The sequence below is a fragment of the Vibrio sp. Isolate24 genome (assembly GCF_022398215.1).
In the GTDB taxonomy this organism is placed as follows: Bacteria; Pseudomonadota; Gammaproteobacteria; order Enterobacterales; family Vibrionaceae; genus Vibrio; species Vibrio coralliilyticus_A.
In genome coordinates, this window is the sequence record NZ_JAKEUU010000003.1 from 488,589 (window position 1) to 513,046 (window position 24,458).

Here is a 24,458-nt window from a genome sequence, read left to right on the forward strand (position 1 = left end):
CTTATGAGCTATGAACTAGACGAAGACATTCTACAGGACTTTTTGGTCGAAGCCGGAGAAATCTTAGAGCTTCTTTCAGAGCAGTTGGTAGAGTTGGAAAATAACCCTGATGACAAAGACCTTTTAAATGCAATCTTTCGTGGTTTCCACACTGTCAAAGGCGGGGCTGGTTTCCTCTCATTAACCGAATTGGTAGATACTTGTCACGGTGCGGAGAACGTGTTCGATATTTTGCGCAATGGACAGCGCCAGGTATCTGCAAGTCTCATGGATACCATGTTGACAGCGTTAGACACTGTTAATGAACAGTTCCAAGCAGTACAAGACCGTGAGCCTTTGACTTCTGCCGACCAATCTCTGTTGGATGAATTACATCGCTTAAGTCAGCCTCAATCGGCGGATGAAGATGAATCAACAGGTGCCACAGCACCCGCTGAACCTGAGGTCATAGAAGAACCTGTGGTTCCTCAGGAACCTGTTGACACTGAGCCAGCTGCTGAAGAGCCAAGTTCTGAAACGGTCTCTGCAGGTTCTATTGATGAAATTACGCAAGATGAATTTGAAAAACTGTTAGACGAGCTACATGGTGAAGGCAGTGCGCCGGGAGCCGGAGCCGATACAACCCCAGAAACCCCAGCCGCTCCATCAGCTCTCGATAGTGACATGAGCGGTGATATCACAGATGATGAGTTTGAAAAACTCTTAGATGAATTGCACGGAACCGGGAAAGCGCCAGGGGAAGGGGCAGCGGCTACCCCGACGGCTTCTACACCACCTCCAAGCAAACCTGAATCACCGGCTCCGGCATCTGGCGGTGACAGTGACCTCATGACGGATGCCGAATTTGAAAAGCTTCTTGATGATTTACATGGTTCAGGAAAAGGCCCTTCTGTTGAAGAGTTGGATGCGGCAACTAAACCTATAGCACAAAATACCACACCAGCTCCGGAGCCTGCTAAAGCGGCTGCTGCTCCGAAAACCAGCACACCTGCGGCTGCACCAGTCACTTCGGCGCCTAAACCTAAAGAGACAGCCGCGCCACCTGCCAAAAAAGAAGCCGCGCCGCCAGCAGCACAAGCCAAAAAGCCTCAAGCAGAAGCTACAGTGCGTGTTGACACTTCAACACTGGATACCATTATGAATATGGTGGGTGAGTTGGTTCTTGTCCGCAACCGACTATTGAGTCTAGGCTTGAATAGTAACGATGAAGAAATGTCTAAAGCGGTTGCTAACCTAGATGTTGTTACTGCGGATCTACAAGGCGCAGTAATGAAGACTCGTATGCAGCCAATTAAGAAGGTATTTGGCCGCTTCCCTCGAGTGGTACGAGACCTTGCCCGGAGCTTGAAGAAAGATATTAATCTTGAGATGCGTGGCGAGGATACTGATCTGGATAAAAACCTGGTTGAAGCCCTTGCGGATCCACTGATTCACTTAGTGCGTAACTCTGTTGACCACGGTGTTGAAATGCCAGATGACCGCGTTAAAGCAGGCAAGCCAAGAACGGGTAAAGTTATCTTATCTGCTTCACAAGAAGGTGACCATATCGAACTTGCCATTGTGGATGACGGTGGCGGTATGGATCCTGATAAGCTTCGAGGCATTGCTGTTAAGCGCGGCATAATGGATGAAGATGCCGCATCGCGTTTGACCAACAAAGAGTGTTTTAATCTGATCTTTATGCCTGGCTTCTCTAGTAAAGAGCAGATTTCGGATATTTCTGGCCGTGGTGTTGGTATGGATGTGGTGAAAACAGCCATCAATACTTTGAATGGTTCCATTGATATTGACTCAGAAATGGGTAAAGGCACTAAAATTACGATCAAGGTTCCATTAACTTTAGCGATTCTACCAACCTTGATGGTAGGTGTTGCCGGACATCCATTCGCTCTACCGCTAGCAAGCGTTAATGAAATTTTCCACCTCGACTTGAGCCGCACTAACGTTGTTGATGGGCAGTTGACCATTATCGTTCGTGAGAAATCAATCCCGCTATTTTACCTTCAAAACTGGCTTGCCCCACAAGCTGGAGACGTAGAGCTTCGTAAAGGGCATGGTCATGTTGTTATCGTCCAGATTGGTAGTCAGCGCGTAGGTTTTGTTGTGGATACCTTGATTGGGCAAGAAGAAGTGGTCATTAAACCACTTGATAGTATGCTCCAAGGCACGCCAGGAATGGCGGGTGCGACAATTACCAGTGATGGACATATCGCGCTTATTCTGGATGTACCGGATTTGCTCAAGCAGTATGCAGCTGCTTCTCGAATCTAAGTCGTAGAACTAAAAAGGATAGCTATGGCGATTAAAGTTTTAGTAGTAGATGATTCGAGTTTTTTTCGTCGCCGAGTCAGTGAAATAATCAACTCTGAACCTCGCCTTGAGGTTATGGATGTGGCGACTAATGGCAAGGAAGCCGTTGAAAAAGCAGTCAGACTGAAGCCAGATGTCATTACGATGGACATTGAAATGCCAGTAATGGACGGAATCACCGCCGTCCGTGAAATTATGGCCAAAAGCCCAGTGCCAATTTTAATGTTCTCCTCGCTCACACATGATGGTGCAAAGGCGACACTGGATGCCCTCGATGCCGGAGCACTGGATTTTTTACCGAAGAAATTTGAGGATATTGCGCGCAATCGTGATGAAGCGGTGTCTTTGTTGCAGCAACGAGTTATTCAAATCTCTTCTCGCCGTACATTTATGCGCCGCCCTGCGGCAAAACCTGCATCAACGCCCAGTCCGGCTGCGAGGTCAGCAACTTCGACAACTGCGACTCAACGTGCGACTCGTCCAGTTACGTCATCTGCAGCGAAGCCAGCGGCTTCAGCGAGATTTAAGTCGAGTGGTAAGAAGTATCAGCTCACAGCTATTGGTACTTCAACTGGCGGCCCCGTTGCTTTGCAGAAGATTTTGACTAAATTACCAGCAAACTATCCTCACCCTATTGTGTTAATCCAGCATATGCCAGCGACGTTTACTGCTGCCTTTGCGAGTCGCCTGAATTCTTTATGTAAAATTCAAGTGAAAGAAGCAGAAGATGGCGATGCACTGAAACCAGGAGTGGCTTATTTGGCTCCGGGTGGTAAGCAGATGATGATCGATGGTCGTCCGGGCTCAGCTAAGTTGCGCATCATTGATGGTGGTGAGCGTATGAATTACAAGCCGTGTGTGGATGTGACATTTGGTAGTGCGGCAAAAATATACTCAGATCAAGTACTTTCTATGGTCCTGACAGGTATGGGAGCGGATGGGCGTGAAGGCGCTCGTATGCTTAAGAGTGCTGGCTCGACCATCTGGGCACAGGATGAAGAAAGCTGTGTTGTATATGGCATGCCACAAGCGGTTGCTAAAGCTGGTATTTCCACAGAAGACCTACCATTAGACCGTATCGCAGAGCGTATGCTGGTCGAAGTTGGTTTGTCGTAGGAGTAGTAGCGCATGATTGTTTGGAGTATCGCAAACCAAAAAGGAGGCGTAGGCAAGACAACGACTACGATTACTCTGGCTGGTTTGTTGAGCAAACAAGGTAAAAGGGTACTACTTGTTGACACGGACCCCCATGCTTCTCTGACGACGTATTTGGGTTATGACTCTGATGGCGTTCCAGCAAGCTTGTTCGATCTCTTTCAATTAAAGGAATTCAACGAGCAAAGTGTCTTGCCGCTGGTGATGAAATCTGACATTGAAGGTATTGATATCATTCCTGCACACATGTCACTCGCAACTCTGGACCGAGTGATGGGGAATCGCAGTGGCATGGGGCTGATTCTAAAGCGAGCGATGATGGCAATAAAAGACCATTATGATTACGTTTTAATAGATTGCCCGCCGATACTTGGCGTTATGATGGTGAATGCACTAGCGGCAAGTAATCGAATCCTCATCCCTGTTCAAACTGAATTTTTGGCGATGAAAGGTCTTGAGCGGATGGTTCGTACGCTCGCGATTATGCAGAAATCACGCAATAAAGCGTTTAATGTCACCATTGTTCCAACCATGTATGACAAGCGTACAAGGGCGTCATTACAAACTTTACAGCAATTAAAGAAGGATTATCCTGACCAAGTATGGTCTTCTGCAGTGCCAATCGATACTAAATTTAGAGATGCCAGTTTAAAACATCTCCCAGTTTCACACTTTGCTTCTGGAAGCAGGGGTGTTTTTGCTTACAAACAGCTGTTGATCTACTTAGAGAGGTTAGCGGTGAATGAGTAGTGATACTTTACTATCAAGTGAACAGGCGCTGGATGAATATTTTTCTGCGCTACTTGATGAAACGGTTGAATCTGAAGAGTTTCTAGAAGAGACAGTCAGTGCTCAGGATTACTTGCCAGAGCCAGAGCCAGAGCCAGAGCCAGAGCCAGAGCTCGAACCTGTTATGCAATCGGTAGAGGAAAAGAGTTACTACTCGGCACTCACAGCAGAAGTAGAAGTGCCAAATTTGGATGATGTGGAGAGATTGCTAGAGCAATTAGAGTCTACCAATCCGGTTGCAGAGCTTCAGCTTGAAGAAGTGATGGAGCAAAATACGGTTCAGATTGCTGAAGCGAAAGTGGCGATAGAAGAGATTCAGGAATGGGATGTTGAAACTCCTGATGTAGCTGAAGTTATTGCTGAACCAGATATTTCAGTAGAAGTAGAAACAGAGCTTGAATCTGAGCCTGAAATTATCACCGAAAATGCAGACCAAGTAGAAGTTCAGCCTGAAACACAGACTGGTGATAGTGGTCTAGGCACTTGGCATTCTACAGAGCGTGATATTGAGTTTCAGGTTCTCTACTTTGATGTCAATGGTGTTACGTTTGCAGTGCCATTGGATGAACTCGGTGGTATTCATCGAATTGCCGAGTTAAATCACTTAATAGGTCGCCCTGATTGGTACTTAGGTTTGCAAACCAGTCGTGAAGCTCAGCTTGATGTTGTTGATACAGCGAAGTGGGTCATGGCGGAAAAACTGTCTGATGAAACCTACAAAGATGACTATCAATACATTGTGATGCTGGATGAAAGTATGTGGGGCCTTGCTTCTACACAGTTAATGGGTACAGAATCACTGAATCCAGAGAAAGTGCGTTGGCGTAAAACCGCAGGGAAACGCCCTTGGCTCGCAGGTATGGTTAAAGAAAAAATGTGTGCTTTGATCCATGTTGAAGCATTGATAGCTATGCTTAATGCAGGACTTGATGTAAAAGCCTTAGATAAATAAAACATTTATGCCGATTTAGGCTTAGAGAGGAATAGGTATGTCTCAAACTAATGAAGTCGAAGTAAGAAAAGATCAGTCCAATGACGAAGTACTTCAGTGGGTGACGTTCCAGCTTGAAGAAGAAACTTACGGCATCAACGTAATGCAGGTACGTGAAGTGCTTCGCTATACAGAGATTGCCCCTGTACCAGGAGCGCCTGATTACGTTCTGGGTATTATCAATCTACGTGGTAATGTTGTCACCGTGATTGATACTCGTTCACGCTTCGGTTTGATGGAAGGTGAGATCACCGATAACACGCGTATTATCGTGATTGAATCAGAACACCAAGTCATTGGCATTCTTGTCGATAGCGTTGCTGAAGTGGTTTACTTACGCTCTTCTGAAATCGATACCACACCAAGCGTTGGTACGGATGAGAGTGCTAAGTTTATCCAAGGTGTGAGCAACCGCGATGGTAAGCTACTGATTCTTGTCGATCTGAACAAACTTCTCACCGATGAAGAATGGGATGAGATGGCACACCTGTAATGGATGCAGTTGTATTTGCAAATGCTCCTGTGATTGCGGGAGTTGCTGCACTGGTTGTACTGTTGGTTATATTAGCTCTTTTTCGAATTAAGAAAGGGCAGCGCTCGATGGCTGATCATTGGCGGCAACAAAATAGACACTTGGATAAAGAGTTACAGAAAGCGAACAAGCAGTTGCTTGAAGTACGCTCAGTGGTTGTTGGGCTAGGTCAGCGTGTTAGTGAACAGCAAGATATCATCCAGCATCTGAATGAAAGAATATCAGAACTAGAACAAGAAGATGGTGATGGACGTCTGTACTCCAGAGCAACGAAAATGGTTCAGTTGGGGGCAGATGTCAATGAGCTGATTGAAGAATGCGAATTACCAAAAGCTGAAGCTGAACTGATGTTGTCTCTGCAGAAGAAAATTGCAGGTAAAGAGAAAGTCCCGCCTTTGCGCGCTAGCGATGAACACAAAAAATCAGCTGTTCGGCGAAAAAGTGCCAGAAAGTAATAACAGGAAGGATGCCAGCGGCATCCTTTTTTGTTTTTAAATGTAACCATTTAGTGGTAGTTGAAATGAACCATGGTAGATTATTAACATAATCTTACCGAGTTTCGTGATTCGCGTGGGGCTAATTCTATTTTGTGTGAGAGTGGCTGTGGTACTATACCCACACAAAATTTATGTAGTGAATGTCCATGTTAGAAGTATCTCAGCTGACCGCCATCAGGGATGAAAGAGTTCTCTTTGAATCCCTCTCTTTTGTTATTAATTCCGGTGAGTTAGTCCAGATTGAAGGTCGCAATGGTACAGGAAAAACGACACTGTTGAGAATCGTTACTGGGCTTGGCGATCGAGATGAGGGTGAGATATTTTGGAATGGTGAAAACATCGAATCCAATCGAGATGGTTACCATCAAGATTTGCTGTTTCTAGGCCATCAAACAGGCGTAAAACGTGAGCTGACTGCCTACGAAAACTTAAGATTCTACCTCAATGTACATACTCGTAAACGCGTAGACAAAGAGACCATTTTTAATGCCCTTGTTAAAGTAGGGCTAGCGGGGCGTGAAGATGTTCCTGTTGCGCAGTTATCGGCTGGTCAACAACGTAGGGTTGCGCTGGCACGTTTGTGGCTGAGTGAGCACAGACTCTGGATTTTAGATGAGCCTTTAACGGCGATCGATAAGCAAGGAGTTAAAGTTCTAGAGTCACTCTTTCTCAGTCATGCTGAAAATGGGGGCATTGTGATACTGACGACGCATCAGGACATGTTTGCTGATAATCCAAAATTAAGAAAAATAAAGCTGGGTGAGTAGTCATGTTTGCAACGATGAGTAGTATTATTCGACGAGAACTGCTGATTGCTTTTCGCCGTCAGGCAGACATTTTCAACCCTCTGTGGTTTTTTATTATCGTCATCACGCTATTCCCGCTGAGTATAGGGCCTGAACCTAACCTCTTGGCTCGTATTGCCGCGGGTATCGTTTGGGTGGCTGCTCTTCTTTCGGCATTATTATCTCTTGAAAGATTATTTAGAGATGACTTTCAAGATGGAGCTTTGGAACAAATGATGCTAATGCCTGTCCCATTGCCTGTCGTGGTGATTTCAAAAGTGATTGCACACTGGGTGTTGACGGGGTTGCCACTGATTTTAATTAGCCCCTTATTGGCCATTTTGCTTTCCCTGGATATGAACTCATGGCTGGCTGTTGTCACCACCCTGCTGATTGGTACACCTACGTTAAGTTTCATTGGTGCAATCGGGGTGGCATTAACGGTTGGTTTACAAAAAGGTGGTGTGCTACTGAGTTTGCTTGTGTTGCCTTTGTATATACCAATATTGATTTTCGCGACATCAGCGATTGATGCAGCATCACTGGGAATGGCATACAACGGCCAATTGGCCATACTTGGCGCCATGTTTATGGGCGCAATGACCTTGACGCCATTTGCTATTAGTGCGGCTTTGCGTGTAAGTGTAAATTAATTGTTTTCGATCAAGCACGAAAAATTCCCTTTATATAAATTACAAAACTAATAATTGTCAAAATCAGTCCGTGAGACGTAACAAGACAACACTGAAGTAAGAGTGAGAATGACGATGTGGAAATGGCTTCATCCTTATGCCAAGCCCGAAACCGCTTATCAGCTATGTGGTAAGCTTTTGCCCTGGTTTTCCATATTAGCCCTACTGTGTTTATCGGTCGGGACAGTATGGGGGCTGGCCTTCGCCCCTTCAGACTATCAACAAGGCGACAGTTTTAGGATTATCTACATCCATGTCCCTTCTGCGATTTGGTCAATGGGCGTATACATGTCCATGGCCATCGCTGCATTTATCGGTTTAGTTTGGCAGGTTAAATTGTCGGATATGGCGGCTTCCGCAATGGCTCCAATTGGTGCAGTGTATACCTTCATTGCTCTACTGACGGGAGCGGTCTGGGGGAAACCAATGTGGGGAGCATGGTGGGTGTGGGATGCGCGCTTAACCTCTGAGCTGATTCTTTTGTTCCTTTACTTGGGTGTGATTGCGTTATACCACGCATTTGATGACCAGAAAACAGCGGCTAAGGCAGCGGGGATTCTAGCCATTGTAGGAGTCGTGAATCTGCCGATCATTCATTTTTCAGTCGAGTGGTGGAATACCCTTCATCAAGGTGCGACCATCACCAAATTTGCCAAACCTTCTATTTCTACCGATATGCTCTGGCCGTTGTTGTTGAACATCTTTGGTTTTGCATTTTTCTTTGGTGCGGTGACTATGATTCGCCTACGTAATGAGATTATCAGCAAGGAGAGTCACCGTCCGTGGGTGATAGCTTTAGCTCAGTCTCAGAGAGGTAATTAAACTGATGCATTTTGAATCTTTGAGCGATTTTTTCGCAATGGGCGGTTATGCCGGCTATGTTTGGAGCGCTTTTGGTATCACATTTTTTTCGATGTTTGTTCTGCTTACGGTGAGTATCCGTCGTGGCAAAAAGCTGTTGAATGAAGTGCAGTCGAAAGTTGACAGACAAGCGCGTATTGATGCGGCTAAAAATTTGGAGAACACACTATGAATCCGAGGCGTAAAAAAAGGCTGGGAATTGTCTTAGCCATTTTCATTGGTATTGGTGCAACTGTTGGCTTAATGCTCTACGCACTGAATCAAAATATGGATCTATTTTATACACCAACGGAGCTCGTAGACGGTAAACCCGATGGCACGAAACCTGAAGTCGGCCAGCGGCTGCGTATCGGTGGTATGGTTGTTGAGGGGTCGGTACGACGTGACCCTGAGTCATTGCGCGTTTCTTTTGACTTACATGATGTAGGCCCGAAAGTGACTATTGTTTACGATGGAATTCTCCCTGACTTATTCCGTGAAGGGCAGGGGATTGTTGCCCAGGGTGTTCTTAAAGATGCCACTACGGTAGAAGCATTTGAAGTGTTGGCTAAGCATGATGAAGAGTACATGCCGCCTGAGATAGCGGAAGCGATGAAGAAAAATCACCAGCCGCTCGAATATACAGAACAACAAAAACAAGGAAGCGGTCAATGATTGCTGAGATTGGCCATTTTGCCATGATTGTTTCACTGGCGATGGCAGTATTGTTGAGCATACTGCCATTAGTCGGTGCATCACGAAATAATACAATGTTGATGAACACCGCAAGACCGTTGTCTTGGGGAATGTTCCTACTTCTATTACTCTCTTTCGGTGCTTTACTTTGGGCTTTTTATACCAATGATTTTACACTGAATTACGTTGCGACTAACTCAAACAGTCAGTTGCCTTGGTACTACCGCCTGACTGCGGTCTGGGGAGCTCATGAAGGTTCTCTGTTACTTTGGGTATTGATCCAAGCGGCTTGGACGGTTGCAGTAGCAACATTTAGTCGTGGTATGCCTCAAGAATCGGTTGCGCGAGTGCTTGCTGTGATGGGGATGATCAGTGTCGGTTTCTTACTGTTTATAATCGTCACTTCTAACCCATTCCTTAGAACATTACCGTTTTTCCCTGTTGATGGGCGAGATCTCAACCCGCTACTCCAAGACCCTGGGCTGATCATTCATCCGCCTATGCTGTACATGGGTTATGTCGGTTTCTCTGTCGCTTTCTCGTTCGCCATCGCCTCATTGATGACAGGACGACTCGATACGGCTTGGGCACGTTGGTCACGACCATGGACCACAGCCGCTTGGCTGTTCCTCACTTTGGGTATCGCACTAGGCTCTTGGTGGGCTTATTACGAACTTGGCTGGGGTGGCTGGTGGTTCTGGGATCCTGTCGAAAACGCGTCGTTTATGCCTTGGCTAGCAGGTACTGCGCTGATGCACTCGCTTGCAGTGACAGAAAAACGCGGCACTTTCAAAGCGTGGACGGTACTGTTAGCTATTTCAGCGTTCTCATTGAGTTTATTGGGTACGTTCCTTGTTCGCTCCGGTATTCTTGTTTCAGTTCACGCGTTTGCTTCCGATCCCTCACGAGGAATGTTTATTCTTGGCTTCCTAGTGTTTGTCATTGGTGGTTCATTACTCCTATTTGCATTAAAAGGTGCCACGGTTAGAGTTCGCGGTAACTTTGATCTTGTATCGCGTGAGAACGCACTACTTGGCAATAACGTGTTATTGATTGCTGCTTTAGTGGTTGTCTTAGTAGGAACACTATTACCGTTAGTACATAAGCAGATCGGCCTTGGTTCTGTTTCTATTGGTGCGCCATTCTTCGATATGCTATTTGCTTGGCTAATGATCCCATTCTCGTTCTTGTTGGGTATTGGTCCGCTGATTCGTTGGAAGCGCGATAATCTCTCCAGCTTGCTTAAACCTATGCTGATATCCGGTGTAGCGTCATTCGCTCTGGCGGGTGTTTTTGTCTACCTGTTTGCTGACTTCTTCCAATTCATGGCATATCTAGGTTGGGTGATGGCATTGTGGATTATCTTCATGCATGGTTTTGAGTTGTATGAACGAGCGACCCATCGCCACAGCTTTGCTGTCGGAATTAAGAAGTTGCAGCGAAGTCATTGGGCGATGATGATGGGGCATATTGGTTTAGCAGTCAGCATTATTGGTATTGCCATGGTGCAGAATTACAGTATCGAACGCGATGTACGTTTGGCTCCTGGTCAGCACTACAACATGCAAGGCTATGACTTCTATTTCCAAGGTCTGCGTGATAAAGATGGCCCGAACTATGACGGTTACATCGCGGACTTCGAAATCACTCATAATGGCAAATACATTAATACGCTTCATGCAGAAAAGCGTTTCTACCGTACCGCTCGCTCAATGATGACAGAAGCCGCAATTGACCGAGGCGTCACTCGTGATTTGTATATTGCGATGGGAGAGCGTTTGGATGACAACAAGTCTTGGGCTGTCCGTATTTATTACAAACCCTTTGTTCGTTGGATTTGGGCTGGCTCGTTGCTGATGGCATTGGGCGGCGCAATTGCTATTAGCGATAAGCGTTACCGGTTCAGAAAAAGCGTGAAACCGCAGGAGGCATAATGAGTAAGAAACTTCTATTTATTCCACTGTTGGCGTTTTTAGGTTTGGTGGCAGTATTCGCTACTCAGTTGGTGAAGAACTCACATGGTGATGATCCAACTAAACTTGAGTCTGTTCTGGTAGGAAAGTCCGTGCCTGAGTTTCGTTTAGAAGATCTGGCTGAGCCGGGCAAACTCTACGATCAATCAATTTTTAAGGGTGAGCCTCTACTTTTAAATGTATGGGCGACGTGGTGCCCAACTTGTTACGCAGAACACCAATATTTGAATGAACTTGCAGCCCAAGGCGTTAAGATCATCGGGATGAACTATAAAGATGATCGCAGTAAAGCCGTGCAATGGTTAAACGAGTTAGGCAACCCTTATTTGATCAGCTTGTTTGACGGAAATGGAATGTTAGGTTTGGACCTCGGGGTTTACGGTGCACCGGAAACCTTCTTAATCGATGCGCAAGGGAAAATCCGTTATCGTCACGTTGGTGATGTTAACGAGCGCAACTGGAATGAAACGCTCAAGCCTATGTATGAGCAAATGCTAGTGGAGGCAGGGCAATGAAAAAAATGATCCTTGCTGTACTAGCCGCAATGGCTTTTTCTCTCGCTGCAAATGCTGCTATTCAAATTTATGAGTTTGAAAGCCTAGAACAAGAGCAGCAGTTCAAGGAGCTAGGAAGTACACTTCGTTGCCCAAAATGCCAGAACAATACGATCGCGGATTCTAATGCCGAGCTGGCTGTCGACTTACGGCAAAAAGTGTATGAAATGACAAAAGAGGGCAAGTCGAAACAAGAAATCATAGATTATATGATTGCTCGCTACGGCAACTTTGTCACTTATAACCCACCGTTCACCATTGCAACGGCAATTTTGTGGTTAGGTCCTCTATTTGTGGTTGTATTTGGCTTTGGTTTTATTGTCTTAAGAACGCGTTCTCGAAAAGAGCAAACTGTTCAAGATTCAACATGGGATCAAGACAAAGAAGCACGCTTGAAAGAGCTGCTGAATAATAAGAATGATGGAGATAAGCAGTAATGACATTATTTTGGGTAGCTTCAGTCATTCTTGTTGTATTGAGCTCAATTTTTATCGCGCTACCGATCATACGTAAGAAAGCCAATAATGATGAAGCGTTACGTGATGAGCTGAATAAAGCATTTTACAAAGATCGTTTATCCGAACTTAAAGAAGAAGCCGAAGAAGGCTTGGTTGAAAATCAGCAGGACCTGATTGATGATCTGAAGCAGTCTCTATTGGATGATATTCCAAATGAGCAGCAGAAAGAAAGCGTCAGTGGTATTTCACCGATGGCCGTCCTTGTCCCGTCCGTGCTTCTTGTTGTTGTTCTATCTTATGCGATGTACATGAAGTTTGGTGCTTCAGATAAAGTCGTAGAATGGCAACAAGTCAGTGCCAACTTACCAGCTTTGTCGAAAAAATTAATGGCACCGGAAGGAACAGCGTTGAGTGACGACGAAATGCGTGATTTAACGTTAGCATTACGTACCCGTCTTCACTATCAGCCTGATGATTCAACGGGTTGGCTGTTACTCGGTCGTATCGCTCTTGCGAATAGAGATGTGGGAACTGCCATTGGAGCAATGAAAAAGGCTTATAAGCTTGAGTCTGAAAACACCGATGTCAAATTGGGTTATGCTCAGGCACTGATGTTGTCACAGGATGAAATCGATCAAGACAAGGCTCGAAAGATTCTTGGTGAGTTGGTCCAAAGTGATTATGTGGACTTGAGGGTATTCTCGTTATTAGCTTTTGATGCTTACGAGCGTAAGGATTATTCAGCAGCGGTCCGCTACTGGGGGATTATGCAGCAGATGATTGGCCCGCAAGACAGTCGCTACGAAATGCTGTCACGCAGTATTGAGAATGCCCAGAAGCAAATGGGTGAACATGTTGCTAGTGGCAAGTCAGTGTCTGTTTCTATATCGCTCAGTGATCAAGTTCAAGCGGCCCCTAATTCAGTATTGATAGTCTCGGTGCATACCGCTGATGGAGCTCCTATGCCAGTTGCAGCAGCTAGGTATCCACTAGGTTCTTTTCCAAGGACTGTGGTTCTAGATGATGGGAATAGCATGTTGCAAGATCGTAAGCTATCGTCATTGGAGTCTTTGATGGTAAGAGTACGTCTTGATAGCGATGGAAACGTTGCAACTAAACAAGGGGACTGGTTTGGTGAGAGTGAAGCCGTTAAAATGGGTCAACCTGTTGAAGTTATAATTGATAAGCAGTATCAATAGATACTCGTTATGAATGTACAGAGACCGGTGTTTTTCACCGGTCTTTTTTATGGAAATTATAATAATGAAGAGCCTCAAGTCTCATATATGGGTTGTTGCTTGCACGTCAATATTTCTTTTTGGCTGTGCAGGGTCACCTCAGGAAAATGCAAACTCAACGTCAGTCGAATCAGAAGTGAATGATCCGTTCGAAGGATTTAACCGAACAATGTGGTCGCTCAATTACGATTATTTAGATCCTTACTTCGTCCGCCCTGTTTCCTTAGCTTATGTGAATTATGTTCCTGATCCACTTCGCCATGGTGTGTCAAACTTTCTTGGTAATTTGGATGAACCAGCAAGCATGATTAATAACCTAGTGATGGGGAATGGGGAGAAAGCTCTCGATCACTTTAACCGTTTTTGGATCAACAGTACTTTTGGCTTACTCGGCCTTATCGACATTGCTTCCGAAGCTGGAATTACCGATCATAATGATAAAGCGTTCAGTGATGCGGTAGGCCACTATGGGGTAGGTAACGGCCCGTATGTGATGGTGCCTGGGTATGGCCCTTGGACCGTACGTGAGTCCACGGATATTGTCGATGGTTTGTATGTTCCCCTTTCATTACTCAACTTTTGGGCTGGCTTAGGGAAGTGGGCGCTAGAAGGCATGGAGACGCGCGCGGCATTGGTGTCTCAAGAAGCGATGCTAGAAGATTCACCGGACCCTTATGCATTAACACGTGGTGCCTATCTCCAAAGGCAAGACTTCAATGCGGAAATCGAACCTGAAGACGATTACGATGCAGAAGAAGAAGCTTACCTAGATGAGTACTTAGATGATGATTTCTAGTAGAAAGGCTTGGTCAGTGACCAAGCCTTTTCTTTACTGGATAGTTTATTTAGAACTTGTAATTCGCCTGAACACCAACTAGCCAGATATTACCACTGGCTTCACCAACAAATTGCCCACCGACTAATTCAGCTGCTTCATCTGATGCATAACCACGTGATTCGGTGATCGGCGCATCTTTCGCAAGAATATATGTTAGTCCACCATCTAGGGTGAATTGTTTTGTAAACTCATAGCTTGCACCCAAGCTTAACCATGTACGATCGGTTTCTGGGATGGTAATTGTGCGGTTCTTATCACTCACCGCTGAGGTGTCGTAAGCAATACCTGTACGAAGAGCCAATTTTTGATCAAGCTGGTAGGTTGCACCGATGGCGAAGCGATAGTTATCGTCCCAGTTTTCTACCTTAACAACTTGTGAGTCTAGAGTGTCGAGATCTGCGTAAAGCTGCTGAAAGCTACTCCAATCGGTCCAATTTAGGCTAAAGTGAACAGCCAACTCCTCATTTAACTGATGGAAGCTTGCTAGCTCAAGAGTAGCAGGCAATGTTAAATCCATTGAGCCAGTGTCTTCCTGAACTTGAAAAGTTGTTGTATTGAGAATCTTGGCACTACCAGACAGTTTGAGATCTACGGCTGATTTATAAGTGATACCAAGTCTATGTTTTGGATTGATTTGCCAAGCAGTCCCTAATTGCCAACCCCAGGCTGTATCGTCACCTTCCATGTATTTTAATGTCTTTCCAGATAGCGCTGAGTTGCTATGACTAGGAGCAATCGCCCCAAAACTACCTTCACCCATGATGTAACGGATGCCTCCCCCGATACTAATTGAGTCGTTAAGTTTATAGGCGGCATTTAAGTTTGCTTCCATTGTGGTAACGCTTGCTTCGTTACCAAAATGAGAAGCGGAAAAGTCTGTGCCTAGGTTGGTTTCCATACCGTAGTTTGTACCTAGTGCTAGGCCAACGACGAGTTGTTCGGAGTATTGATGAGATAGATAGAAGTTTGGAATGACAGCGTCGTCGGCAAAGTCTTTTGAATCTGCTCTCAGAGAATTATTAATCGTTCCACTAACATCAACATTAGGGTTTACATAGATAGCGCCGACAGAAACTTGAGTACCCTCAAGGTAGGTCAACATTGCAGGGTTACGCCACTGCGCACTGGCATTGTCAGCTATAGCGGCTTCACCAGCATATGCTCGGCCTAAACCTGTTGCTGAATACTCAGCGAGCTGGAAACCCGCTGCATTTACGGATGCCGATGCTGAAAGAAGGCCACCTGCCACTGCAAGAGATAGAAGAGTTTTGCTTGTTTTCATTTTAATGTTCGCTGGATGATTTATAAATTCGTCCAGCGATAATAGTTTTAGAGCTATTGCTTTAAAAATTAAAAACAGTGTAAATCTTATATTTAATATAAAATTTCAACAAACCCAAATTTACATCATTAAAATTCTAAATGTTAATGACTTGTTTTTGTGTTTGAGCGTACACGTGTGGTGTGAAAATGTGATTTATGAGTACAGGCGTAAGCTGAAAGGAAAGAAAAACAACACCTTGGATAGGAATTCAGGTTTGCTGAAAAAGAAAAGGGTCAGCATAAGCTGACCCTTGTATAAATCGGAGTGATGGAATCTTTAGAAACTACGGCTGTATTGTAGGCCCATTAAGATAGCATCCGCACGAGTCGTGCCAGTTACCTCTGACAGAAGTAGGGCAGAATTGGTTGGACTATATGTTGTTTCTTCTACTTTAACATCCTCACCCATGAGGTAAGTGAAGCCAAAGTCGATGTTAGATTTTTCATCTAAGTGATAAGTAAATCCAGCGGATAGCCAGTTACGGTCTGAATCTGGAACAGAGATAGAAGTAACTTGATCTTGGGCACTAGTATCATGCATATAACCTGCACGCAATGTCCAGTCTTGATTTAAGTAATATGTACCACCGATAGCATAGTGCATACCATTTTGCCACTTATAGTCATTAATATCACCAGCTTTATCAGCAACTAACTTGTCGAATTCACTCCAGTTGATCCATTGTACGCTATAATGCACTGCATATTTATCATTCAGCCGATGGTAACCTGAAAATTCTGCCATATCTGGTAGTGGCATATGTAGCGTATCGGAGGTGTAAGTTGTACCCAGCTTGGTAATATCACCTTCTGCTTCTAAATCAGGGCTATAACGGTAAGAGAACCCGAAACGGTTTTTATCGTCCATTTCATAGACTGTACCGACATTAAAACCAACAGCCCAGCCGTCTGCTTTAGTATCAAGTGCTGTAAATGAAGTTGATGCTCCACTAGTTAAAACGCTAGATAGAGTCGGGCTAGCTGTACGTTGAAGCTTACCTTCACCATAAATAAAGTCGATGCCAGCGCCAAAACTCCATTGTTCATTTAAACGGTAAGAACCAGCAACGCCGAGGTTCATACTTTTTACATCTGTTAGACCGCCGTACTCTGAAGCAGCAAATGAGCTATCGAACTCTGTTTTCGTACCAAAGTTGGTGTACGCATTAACACCCCAAGCAAACTTGTCATTTACTGGGACGATTAAATGAATGTTAGGGGCAATTGACGTATCGCCGGCATCATCATAGTTAGAAGCAGAAGTTGTGTAACCTGTGCCATTGAATACTCTATATTGAGCGTCTTTTACTTCAATTTGAGACGTAATTGAAACAAAACCTAGAGATAGAGACATTTCATCAAACAATGCCATTGTCGCTGGGTTACGAGCCATTGATGAAGCGTTATCAGCAATAACGGCATCACCTGCGAATGCTCGGCCAAGGCCTGTCGCGGATTGAGCATTCAGTTGGAAACCTGCAGCGAGAGCTTGCTGCGAAGCCATTGTGGTTGTGGCAATGGTCACTGCTAGAAGTGATTTTTTAAACAGACGCGTCTTGTTCATTTTTGCTTTTTCCTTTTTCTGTTCGTCTCTACCGGACGTTATACTCGAGCAAAAGCTCAGTGGTGGCTGATACTAGACTCAAGTATAAAAGATAGAAATCCGACCATTGCCTAATTGGATGATAAAATTATGGAAATGATGTCTATCTGGCAGGAATATGCTGAAAAAAACTTCTTTTTAGAGCTTGAGCTCTAATTTTATGCTAAAAAAATGGCTTGAACGGTATGCTCAAGCCATGAAGTAAGTCACAAAATGTTAATATTTGGTTAACTCATAGGTTTGATGATAGTCATCAGGTTTTCGGCGATTTTAGCCACATCTTCACCTTCTTCTCCGACTAAGATTAAACTGGTCTGACCGACAGGTTCTACAACACCCGCCATCCCCTCTTTCTCGAAGTCGACAGTTTTGTCAGAAGATATACCTGTAAAAAACAGGGTGACTTTGCCTTTTTCACCTCTGAAAACCATGTGAAGTGCATTTGACGGACCAAAACCACAATGATTGAGGTAGTAAACGTGATAAGGGAAGTTTTCACCGAGCTGATGATCAAACGGCATCATCTTGGCGTTGATCTGCGATGAAGCGACGTTTTCATCCAAGTGTTCAACAAATGGCTTTTCATCAATGACGTGTTTGATGGCAGTATCCGCCAGGCTGGCTTGTGCTGGTGATACTACGATGTTGCCCCAGTTTACCTGCCCGATAAGTAAACCAAAGACAAAAGCAATCGATGCGGCCATAGCCATGCTTCGTCTAACAAAACTTGGTCTAACGATATTTGATTCGGCGCTTGATGTTTGATTGAACAATATTCGATCGGCTAAATCCTCAGGCACATCGACATTCATCGCTTTGGCGATTTGAGCGTCAAGATCAAGAATATCATCGGCGAATTTGCCATTGGCGTCATTCGACTTAATAGCCTCTAAAATATCACTGTCTCGGTCTTTAGGATCGGACATGATGCGACGACGAAATTCTAATTCATCCATTTTGCTGCCCTCTATGACTGTTTGCTGTATCCAGCATGTCTTTCAGTTGATTTCTTGCTCTGAACAGACGAGTCATTACCGTGTTCTTATTCAGGCCTAATATTTCACCTATCTCTTCTCCACTGAAGCCACCGACGACTTGTAGGAAAAGTGGTTCGCGATATTCATCTTCTAGTTTCATGATCTGCGCTTGGACCCATTCCGACTGATGATGTGGGTCATCACTGACCTTTGCATCATTACCGTGGTCATCAATGTCGACCAAATCAAACTGTTTTCTTTCGAAGCGTCGGGCGTTTTCTCGTCTCAATATGGTAATGAGCCAAGACTTTGCGGCTTTTTCATCTTGTAAGCTATCTAAAGACTTCCAAGCTCGTAAGCAGGTTTCTTGTACTAAATCTTCTGCGACTGATTGATCTTTACATAACCAGTAAGCATAACGGTACAGGTCCCTATGGTACGCTCTGACAAGCGCTTCGTATTTTCTTTGTCTGTCCATATCCGAGTTGACCGGACTGCTGGACTTTTTCTTCCCAAAAAAATTGATGACTGACACATGAGCCTCCAAATTTGCTCTGTGGTTTGTGGTTAAACGCCTGTAGATAGAGGCTGTTGCACGAGGCCTGAATCAAACGGGAATGTCCAACTTTGTATAGCAGTGAATGTTCTCATTGCTACGGAAAGAGTGAAACCTAGCCAATAGATTTTATAAAACTCAATAAGAGAGATAAATCCACCTAAACTTGATCTATTTCAAAATCTAATGAATTTCAAAGGTTATAGTACTCCTTGTCATCTAGTTGGTCTTATGACTAACAAGTTGAGCAAGATGACACTTCCTTTTGAAGGCTGACTTTACTTTCTCCTAATCAGGAAACTGATTATTTTCAATTGGCGTAAGTTAATTGTTTTATATATTCCGACCACACAATTCTGTGTGGTTTTTTTTTGCCTAGTATTCTTCGTTGTTGTAACTATAGTTGATAGTATCTTAAGCTAACAGATTGGGTAAGCTAATCCTTTCTGGTCAGCTATTTACCCTATCAATAACTACTTCGTTCAGTTTTAGTTCATTCCTATCAAGTAAAGTGCTTTTCCATCCTAAATCACGTTTATTTAAACGGTTGTTTGATTGTGTTAACATTCTGATTACAATGTTTCTGGTCAGACCTCTTATTCTTTAAAGGAGAAACAATGGGCAAACAGGAAGTGAAAACGCGTTCTGGAGAGCGCGTCGCGGTTGTCGCGGGTTTGCGTACACCATTTGCGCGTCAAAGTACTGAGTTCAGTCAAGTGCCAGCAGTTGATCTGGGTAAAATGGTAGTGAGCGAAATGATGGCACGAACTGAGATCGATCCTAAGCTTATCGATCAGGTTGTTTTTGGTCAGGTCGTGCAAATGCCGGAAGCTCCGAACATTGCTCGTGAAATTGTTTTGGGCACCGGAATGAACATTCACACTGACGCTTACAGCGTGACCCGGGCTTGTGCGACGAGTTTTCAGTCTGCGGTCAACGTTGCTGAAAGTATTATGTCGGGCACGATTGATGTCGGAATCGCGGGTGGCGCTGATTCTTCTTCTGTTTTGCCAATTGGTGTATCTAAAAAGTTAGCGGCTAATCTACTTGCGCTAAGCAAAACGAAAACCATGGGCCAAAAGCTCAAGATCCTCAAGAACTTGTCTTTTAAAGACTTGATGCCAGTCCCTCCGGCAGTCGCTGAATATTCTACTGGTCTTTCTATGGGACAGACGGCAGAGCAGATGGCGAAGTCACACTCTATTACGCGTCTGGAACAGGATGCGTTAGCACATCGCTCTCATACTCTCGCTGCACAAGCATGGAATGATGGAAAGATCGAAGGCGAGGTGATGACCGCTTTTCCCGAACCATATAAGAAGTGGATCTCACAAGATAACAACATCCGCCATGACTCTACCTTAGAGGGCTACGCTAAACTACGCCCTGCATTTGATCGTCAGTATGGTAGTGTGACGGCGGCAAACAGTACGCCTCTTACTGATGGTGCCGCAGCGATCATGTTGATGCGTGAAGGCAAAGCCAAAGAGCTTGGGTTAGATATCATGGGCTATATCCGCTCTTATGCATTCTCTGCTATTGGTGTTGAAACCGATATGCTGATGGGGCCTTCTTATTCTACGCCAATGGCTCTTGATAGAGCCGGTATTGAGCTGTCAGATCTTACTCTGATCGATATGCATGAAGCGTTTGCAGCGCAAACTTTGTCCAATGTGAAAATGTTTGCCTCCAAAAAGTTTGCTCAAGAGCAGTTGGGTCGCTCTAAAGCAATCGGCGAAATCGATATGGACAAGTTCAATGTACTTGGTGGCTCCATTGCCTACGGTCACCCGTTTGCAGCGACTGGTGCACGTATGATCACTCAGACATTACGTGAGCTTCAGCGTCGAGGCGGTGGTCTGGCGTTGAATACAGCCTGTGCGGCAGGTGGTCTTGGTGCAGCTATGGTATTGGAGGTGGAGTAATGAGTGAGCAAAAAGCATTTGAGCTAAAGATTGACGAACAAGGTATCGCATGGTTATCGATTGATGTACCAGGCGAGAAAATGAATACCTTGCAAGCGGCGTTTTCTCAGGAAATGGAAGATATTTTCACTCAGTTAAAAGAGAAAAAGTCCTCTGTAAAAGGTTTGATTGTCCACTCTCTTAAACCAGACAACTTTATCGCGGGAGCTGATGTTCGCATGTTGGATGCATGTGGTAGTGCGGCAGAAGCGCAAGCATTAGCTGAGCAAGGGCAGAAAATGTTCCAGCAGTTGTCAGATCTCCCATACCCTGTGGTTGCGGCTATTCATGGCCCATGTCTTGGTGGTGGATTAGAACTAGCACTTGCTTGTGATTACCGTGTTTGTACAAATTCAGATAAAACCCGTTTAGGCTTGCCAGAAGTGCAACTTGGTCTTCTTCCTGGTTCTGGTGGTACGCAGCGACTGCCACGTCTTATCGGATTGTTACCATCTCTGGATATGATTCTTACAGGAAAGCAGTTACGCGCTAAAAAAGCCAAGAAGCTTGGTGTCGTTGATGCTGTCGTGCCGGAAACCATTCTTCTTGAAGTTGCGAAAAGCTTCGTTGAAAAGAATTCAGGCAAGTCTAAAGCTAAGCGTAAGGTTTCAACCAAAGAAAAATTGATTGCAAATACGGGTCTTGGTCGAAAGGTCATTTTTGAACAAGCATCTAAGAAAACCAATGAAAAGACTCGTGGTAATTACCCAGCAGCGGAGGCGATTCTTGAAGTCATTCGCTATGGCTTAGAGAAAGGGTTTGATAAAGGTCAGCAAAAAGAAGCGCAACGCTTTGGTGAGCTGGTGATGACTTCGGAGTCAAAAGCTCTTCGTTCTATTTTCTTTGCCACGACAGAGATGAAGAAAGAGAATGGCAGCGATGCTGAGCCTAAAGCGATTGAACGTGCTGCTGTTTTAGGTGGTGGGTTAATGGGGGCTGGTATTAGCCATGTGAGCGTCTCGAAAGCGAAAGTTCCAGTGCGTATTAAAGATGTCTCTAACGATGGTGTTCTTAACGCATTGAAGTACAACTATAAGTTGTTTGATAAGCAGCGTAAGCGTCGCATTATTTCTAAAGCACAACTGCAGTCCAAAATGCTTCAAATGTCAGGTGGTACAGATTTCACTAGCTTCAATCACGCGGATGTTGTCGTTGAAGCCGTATTTGAAGATTTGAACCTGAAGCAGCAAATGGTTGCTGATGTGGAAGAGAATGCGAAAGAGAGCACTATCTTCGCGACTAATACGTCATCTCTGCCTATCCACCAAATTGCAGATAAGGCAAAGCGACCAGAGAATATTGTTGGCTTGCACTACTTTAGCCCAGTAGAAAAGATGCCGTTAGTGGAAGTTATCCCACATGAAACAACATCTGACGAGACTGTTTCTACGGTTGTCGAGTTTGCGCGTAAGCAAGGCAAGACACCGATTGTTGTCAAAGATTGCGCTGGCTTTTACGTTAACCGAATTCTTGCCCCGTACATGAATGAGGCAGCTCATGTTCTAATGGCCGGCGAACCAATTGAGCAACTGGATTCTGCCTTGTTGAATTTTGGTTTCCCAGTTGGCCCAATCACTTTGCTTGATGAAGTAGGCGTGGATATAGGTGCTAAGATCATGCCGATTCTGGTTGAAGAATTAGGCGAACGTTTCCAAGGCCCTGACGTATTCGATACTTTGCTCAACGATAACCGAAAAGGCCGTAAAACAGGTAAAGGTTTCTATACCTATAAAGGTAAGAAGAAGGAAGTCGACAAGTCAGTGTATAAGCTATTGAGCTTATCACCAGAGTCTAAGATGACAGAGAAAGACATCGCGATGCGCTGTGTGTTACCAATGCTCAACGAAGCGGTTCGTTGTCTAGATGAAGGTATTATTCGTAGCCCTCGAGATGGTGATATTGGTGCAATTTTTGGCATTGGCTTCCCTCCTTTCCTTGGTGGTCCTTTCCGCTACATGGATCAGATTGGCGTGAAGAAACTGGTTGAAATGATGAACGATCACGCACAGAAATATGGTGATCGCTTCGCTCCATGTGACGGTTTGTTGACCCGAGCAGGGTTAGAGAAATCGTTCTACGAGTAATACACGATAAGATGACAATCAGGCGAGCCGTAAGGTTCGCCTTTTTTGTTACCTGAGGTTATGATCACGTTAAAGCAATTATAAAAACTCAGTAAGGAATTCAAATGGATGCTTTAGATTTGTTGCTCAACCGACGTTCAATAGCCAAGCTATCTGATCCGGCACCTGAAGGAAAGGTACTTGAGAATATTATCCGTGCAGGATTACGAGCCCCAGATCATGCAGGCCTAACACCTTGGCGTTTTGTCATTTCTCAAGGTGAGGGATTGAACAAGCTGTCGGACATTCTGGTTTCTGCAGCTCAAGCCGAAAATAGCGACGAGACGGTGATTGAAAAACTGAAGAATGCGCCTTTTAGAGCACCTATGGTTATTACAGTCATCGCTAAGGTAACAGAACATGACAAAGTGCCGGCTTTAGAGCAGTACTTGTCAGCAGGCTGTGCCGTACAAGCGATGCAAATGGCAGCAGTTGCACAAGGGTTCCAAGGTTTTTGGCGTTCAGGTAAGTGGATGTTCCACCAAGTGGTTCATGATGCGTTTGGATTACAAGGTGACGATGAAATCGTTGGTTTCCTTTACTTGGGCACACCGACTTGTACACCAATGAAGGTGCCAGAACGGGAATTGAGTAAGTTCGTTGAGTATTTGTAAAAGGAAGAGCTTGGGTTGCCCAAGCTCTTTTCTCATTAATGAATGTTGTAAGCGATCACAAAGTCAATAAACAAACGGACTTTTTCTGGGAGGTGATCTTTGTGGTTGTACAACATGTAAATGTCTCTTGGGTTGGCACTCCATTCTTCAAGCACTCGAGTTAAGCTACCATCTTCAATGTATTCTCTGAGCATAACATCTGGCATCAGCGTGATACCTAACCCATCAGAACAGGCGCTACGAACAACATCTAACGTGTTGGCTTGAAAACGTCCTTTATCGTTATTGACAACCGCTTCGCCGCTGGCGTTGGTAAGTTGCCATTTCAGGAGAGGTGAGCCTTTTAGAAGTGAGTGGCTATGTAAGTCTTCTGCGTGCTTAGGGGCAGGGTTGTTTTTTAAGTAACTAGGGCTGGCCACTAAGATGTCTTCTACCGAGCTTATTTTACGTGCAATGAGGCTCGAATCTCGTTGTGGTCCGACACGAAATATGACATCCCACTCTGTCGGATCGAGTTGATCTGCATGATTACTGGTGGTGAGTTCAATATTGATATCTGGGTAATGCGTCATGAACTCGTTGAACATCGGCATCATCATTCGTTTGGTGAGATTAGAAGGCGCTGAAATACGAATTTTACCTGCTGCACCACGGCATTCGTCGGTGATTTCTTCGGCGGCCATAGTAAGTCGGTTGAGTAGAGGAGAGCATTCGTTGTAGAAACGTTCGCCTGCTTCAGTAAGAGAAAGCTTACGAGCGTGGCGGTTGAGTAACCTAAGGTTGAGTGCCTCTTCTAACGCCTGTATGCGTCGAGTAATTGTCGCAACGGGAATCATCGTTTTACGAGATGTCGCAGTGTAACTCCCATTTTCAACAACTAGCCTAAAAAGGTTGAGATCGTCTAATTTCATTATGTCCGACACATTTTTACGAATTTGAGTAATTTATAT

Annotated in this window: 24 protein-coding genes; 19 read left to right on the forward strand and 5 right to left on the reverse strand. The window is 44.7% G+C overall.

Features of this window, described 5'->3' with window-relative positions; translation table 11 throughout:
• Positions 1–3: 3 nt before the first annotated feature.
• From L1D23_RS14945 to L1D23_RS15020, 16 genes are all read left to right on the forward strand, one after another.
• Positions 4–2,271 (forward strand): chemotaxis protein CheA, encoded by a 2,268-nt coding sequence (locus L1D23_RS14945; protein WP_239867664.1) that lies wholly within the window; start codon positions 4–6, stop codon positions 2,269–2,271.
• 24 nt (positions 2,272–2,295) lie between these two features.
• A complete protein-coding gene (locus L1D23_RS14950; RefSeq protein WP_239867667.1) occupies positions 2,296–3,426 on the forward strand; it encodes a chemotaxis response regulator protein-glutamate methylesterase in 1,131 nt (376 codons plus the stop codon).
• Between the two features lie 12 nt (positions 3,427–3,438).
• Positions 3,439–4,215 carry a ParA family protein gene (locus tag L1D23_RS14955; RefSeq protein WP_239836868.1) on the forward strand — a complete coding sequence of 259 codons (777 nt, stop codon included), beginning with the start codon at positions 3,439–3,441 and terminating at the stop codon, positions 4,213–4,215.
• A complete protein-coding gene (locus L1D23_RS14960) occupies positions 4,208–5,206 on the forward strand; it encodes a chemotaxis protein CheW (RefSeq protein ID WP_239867670.1) in 999 nt (332 codons plus the stop codon). The genes L1D23_RS14955 and L1D23_RS14960 overlap by 8 nt, the downstream gene beginning before the upstream one ends.
• Before the next feature lie 37 nt (positions 5,207–5,243).
• Entirely contained in the window at positions 5,244–5,738 is a 495-nt protein-coding gene (locus L1D23_RS14965) for a chemotaxis protein CheW (protein ID WP_006959436.1), read from the forward strand.
• The gene (locus tag L1D23_RS14970) at positions 5,738–6,232 is read left to right on the forward strand and encodes a DUF2802 domain-containing protein (protein WP_239836866.1); all 495 of its coding nucleotides are present in this window, start codon (positions 5,738–5,740) and stop codon (positions 6,230–6,232) included. The genes L1D23_RS14965 and L1D23_RS14970 overlap by 1 nt, the downstream gene beginning before the upstream one ends.
• 188 nt (positions 6,233–6,420) lie before the next feature.
• Positions 6,421–7,041 carry a cytochrome c biogenesis heme-transporting ATPase CcmA gene (ccmA, locus tag L1D23_RS14975; RefSeq protein WP_239867673.1) on the forward strand — a complete coding sequence of 207 codons (621 nt, stop codon included), beginning with the start codon at positions 6,421–6,423 and terminating at the stop codon, positions 7,039–7,041.
• A gap of 2 nt (positions 7,042–7,043) precedes the next feature.
• A complete protein-coding gene (gene ccmB, locus L1D23_RS14980; protein ID WP_239836864.1) occupies positions 7,044–7,712 on the forward strand; it encodes a heme exporter protein CcmB in 669 nt (222 codons plus the stop codon).
• A gap of 114 nt (positions 7,713–7,826) precedes the next feature.
• A complete protein-coding gene (locus L1D23_RS14985; protein WP_239836914.1) occupies positions 7,827–8,573 on the forward strand; it encodes a heme ABC transporter permease in 747 nt (248 codons plus the stop codon).
• A gap of 4 nt (positions 8,574–8,577) precedes the next feature.
• Positions 8,578–8,784, forward strand: a complete 207-nt coding sequence (gene ccmD / locus L1D23_RS14990; protein ID WP_239867676.1) for a heme exporter protein CcmD — start codon at positions 8,578–8,580, stop codon at positions 8,782–8,784.
• Positions 8,781–9,266, forward strand: a complete 486-nt coding sequence (ccmE, locus tag L1D23_RS14995) for a cytochrome c maturation protein CcmE (RefSeq protein WP_171748606.1) — start codon at positions 8,781–8,783, stop codon at positions 9,264–9,266. Before ccmD ends, ccmE begins: the two co-directional genes overlap by 4 nt.
• Entirely contained in the window at positions 9,263–11,221 is a 1,959-nt protein-coding gene (locus L1D23_RS15000) for a heme lyase CcmF/NrfE family subunit (protein ID WP_239867680.1), read from the forward strand. Before ccmE ends, L1D23_RS15000 begins: the two co-directional genes overlap by 4 nt.
• Positions 11,221–11,775 (forward strand): DsbE family thiol:disulfide interchange protein, encoded by a 555-nt coding sequence (locus L1D23_RS15005; protein WP_239867683.1) that lies wholly within the window; start codon positions 11,221–11,223, stop codon positions 11,773–11,775. Before L1D23_RS15000 ends, L1D23_RS15005 begins: the two co-directional genes overlap by 1 nt.
• Positions 11,772–12,251 (forward strand): cytochrome c-type biogenesis protein, encoded by a 480-nt coding sequence (locus L1D23_RS15010; RefSeq protein ID WP_239836859.1) that lies wholly within the window; start codon positions 11,772–11,774, stop codon positions 12,249–12,251. Before L1D23_RS15005 ends, L1D23_RS15010 begins: the two co-directional genes overlap by 4 nt.
• Positions 12,251–13,471 (forward strand): c-type cytochrome biogenesis protein CcmI, encoded by a 1,221-nt coding sequence (gene ccmI, locus L1D23_RS15015; protein WP_239867686.1) that lies wholly within the window; start codon positions 12,251–12,253, stop codon positions 13,469–13,471. Before L1D23_RS15010 ends, ccmI begins: the two co-directional genes overlap by 1 nt.
• A 64-nt stretch (positions 13,472–13,535) precedes the next feature.
• Positions 13,536–14,306, forward strand: coding sequence for a VacJ family lipoprotein (locus L1D23_RS15020; RefSeq protein ID WP_239836857.1), 771 nt, complete (start codon positions 13,536–13,538; stop codon positions 14,304–14,306).
• Positions 14,307–14,355: 49 nt separating this feature from the next.
• On the opposite strand, the gene L1D23_RS15025 is transcribed toward L1D23_RS15020, so the two are convergent.
• From L1D23_RS15025 to L1D23_RS15040, 4 genes are all read right to left on the reverse strand, one after another.
• Entirely contained in the window at positions 14,356–15,630 is a 1,275-nt protein-coding gene (locus tag L1D23_RS15025; RefSeq protein ID WP_239867689.1) for an outer membrane protein transport protein, read from the reverse strand.
• Between the two features lie 318 nt (positions 15,631–15,948).
• The gene (locus L1D23_RS15030) at positions 15,949–17,235 is read right to left on the reverse strand and encodes an outer membrane protein transport protein (RefSeq protein WP_239867692.1); all 1,287 of its coding nucleotides are present in this window, start codon (positions 17,233–17,235) and stop codon (positions 15,949–15,951) included.
• Positions 17,236–17,501: 266 nt separating this feature from the next.
• The gene (locus L1D23_RS15035) at positions 17,502–18,230 is read right to left on the reverse strand and encodes a DUF3379 domain-containing protein (RefSeq protein ID WP_239836854.1); all 729 of its coding nucleotides are present in this window, start codon (positions 18,228–18,230) and stop codon (positions 17,502–17,504) included.
• The gene (locus L1D23_RS15040) at positions 18,223–18,798 is read right to left on the reverse strand and encodes a sigma-70 family RNA polymerase sigma factor (protein ID WP_239836853.1); all 576 of its coding nucleotides are present in this window, start codon (positions 18,796–18,798) and stop codon (positions 18,223–18,225) included. Before L1D23_RS15040 ends, L1D23_RS15035 begins: the two co-directional genes overlap by 8 nt.
• A 626-nt stretch (positions 18,799–19,424) precedes the next feature.
• On the opposite strand from L1D23_RS15040, the gene fadI reads away from it, so the two are divergent.
• The 3 genes from fadI (at position 19,425) to L1D23_RS15055 (ending at position 23,508) form a co-directional block, all read left to right on the forward strand.
• Positions 19,425–20,732 carry an acetyl-CoA C-acyltransferase FadI gene (gene fadI, locus L1D23_RS15045; RefSeq protein ID WP_239836852.1) on the forward strand — a complete coding sequence of 436 codons (1,308 nt, stop codon included), beginning with the start codon at positions 19,425–19,427 and terminating at the stop codon, positions 20,730–20,732.
• A complete protein-coding gene (fadJ, locus tag L1D23_RS15050; RefSeq protein WP_239867695.1) occupies positions 20,732–22,855 on the forward strand; it encodes a fatty acid oxidation complex subunit alpha FadJ in 2,124 nt (707 codons plus the stop codon). The genes fadI and fadJ overlap by 1 nt, the downstream gene beginning before the upstream one ends.
• Before the next feature lie 104 nt (positions 22,856–22,959).
• Positions 22,960–23,508 carry an NAD(P)H nitroreductase gene (locus L1D23_RS15055; RefSeq protein WP_239836850.1) on the forward strand — a complete coding sequence of 183 codons (549 nt, stop codon included), beginning with the start codon at positions 22,960–22,962 and terminating at the stop codon, positions 23,506–23,508.
• A 35-nt stretch (positions 23,509–23,543) separates the two neighbouring features.
• On the opposite strand, the gene L1D23_RS15060 is transcribed toward L1D23_RS15055, so the two are convergent.
• The gene (locus tag L1D23_RS15060; RefSeq protein WP_239836849.1) at positions 23,544–24,419 is read right to left on the reverse strand and encodes a LysR family transcriptional regulator; all 876 of its coding nucleotides are present in this window, start codon (positions 24,417–24,419) and stop codon (positions 23,544–23,546) included.
• Positions 24,420–24,458 lie beyond the last annotated feature (39 nt).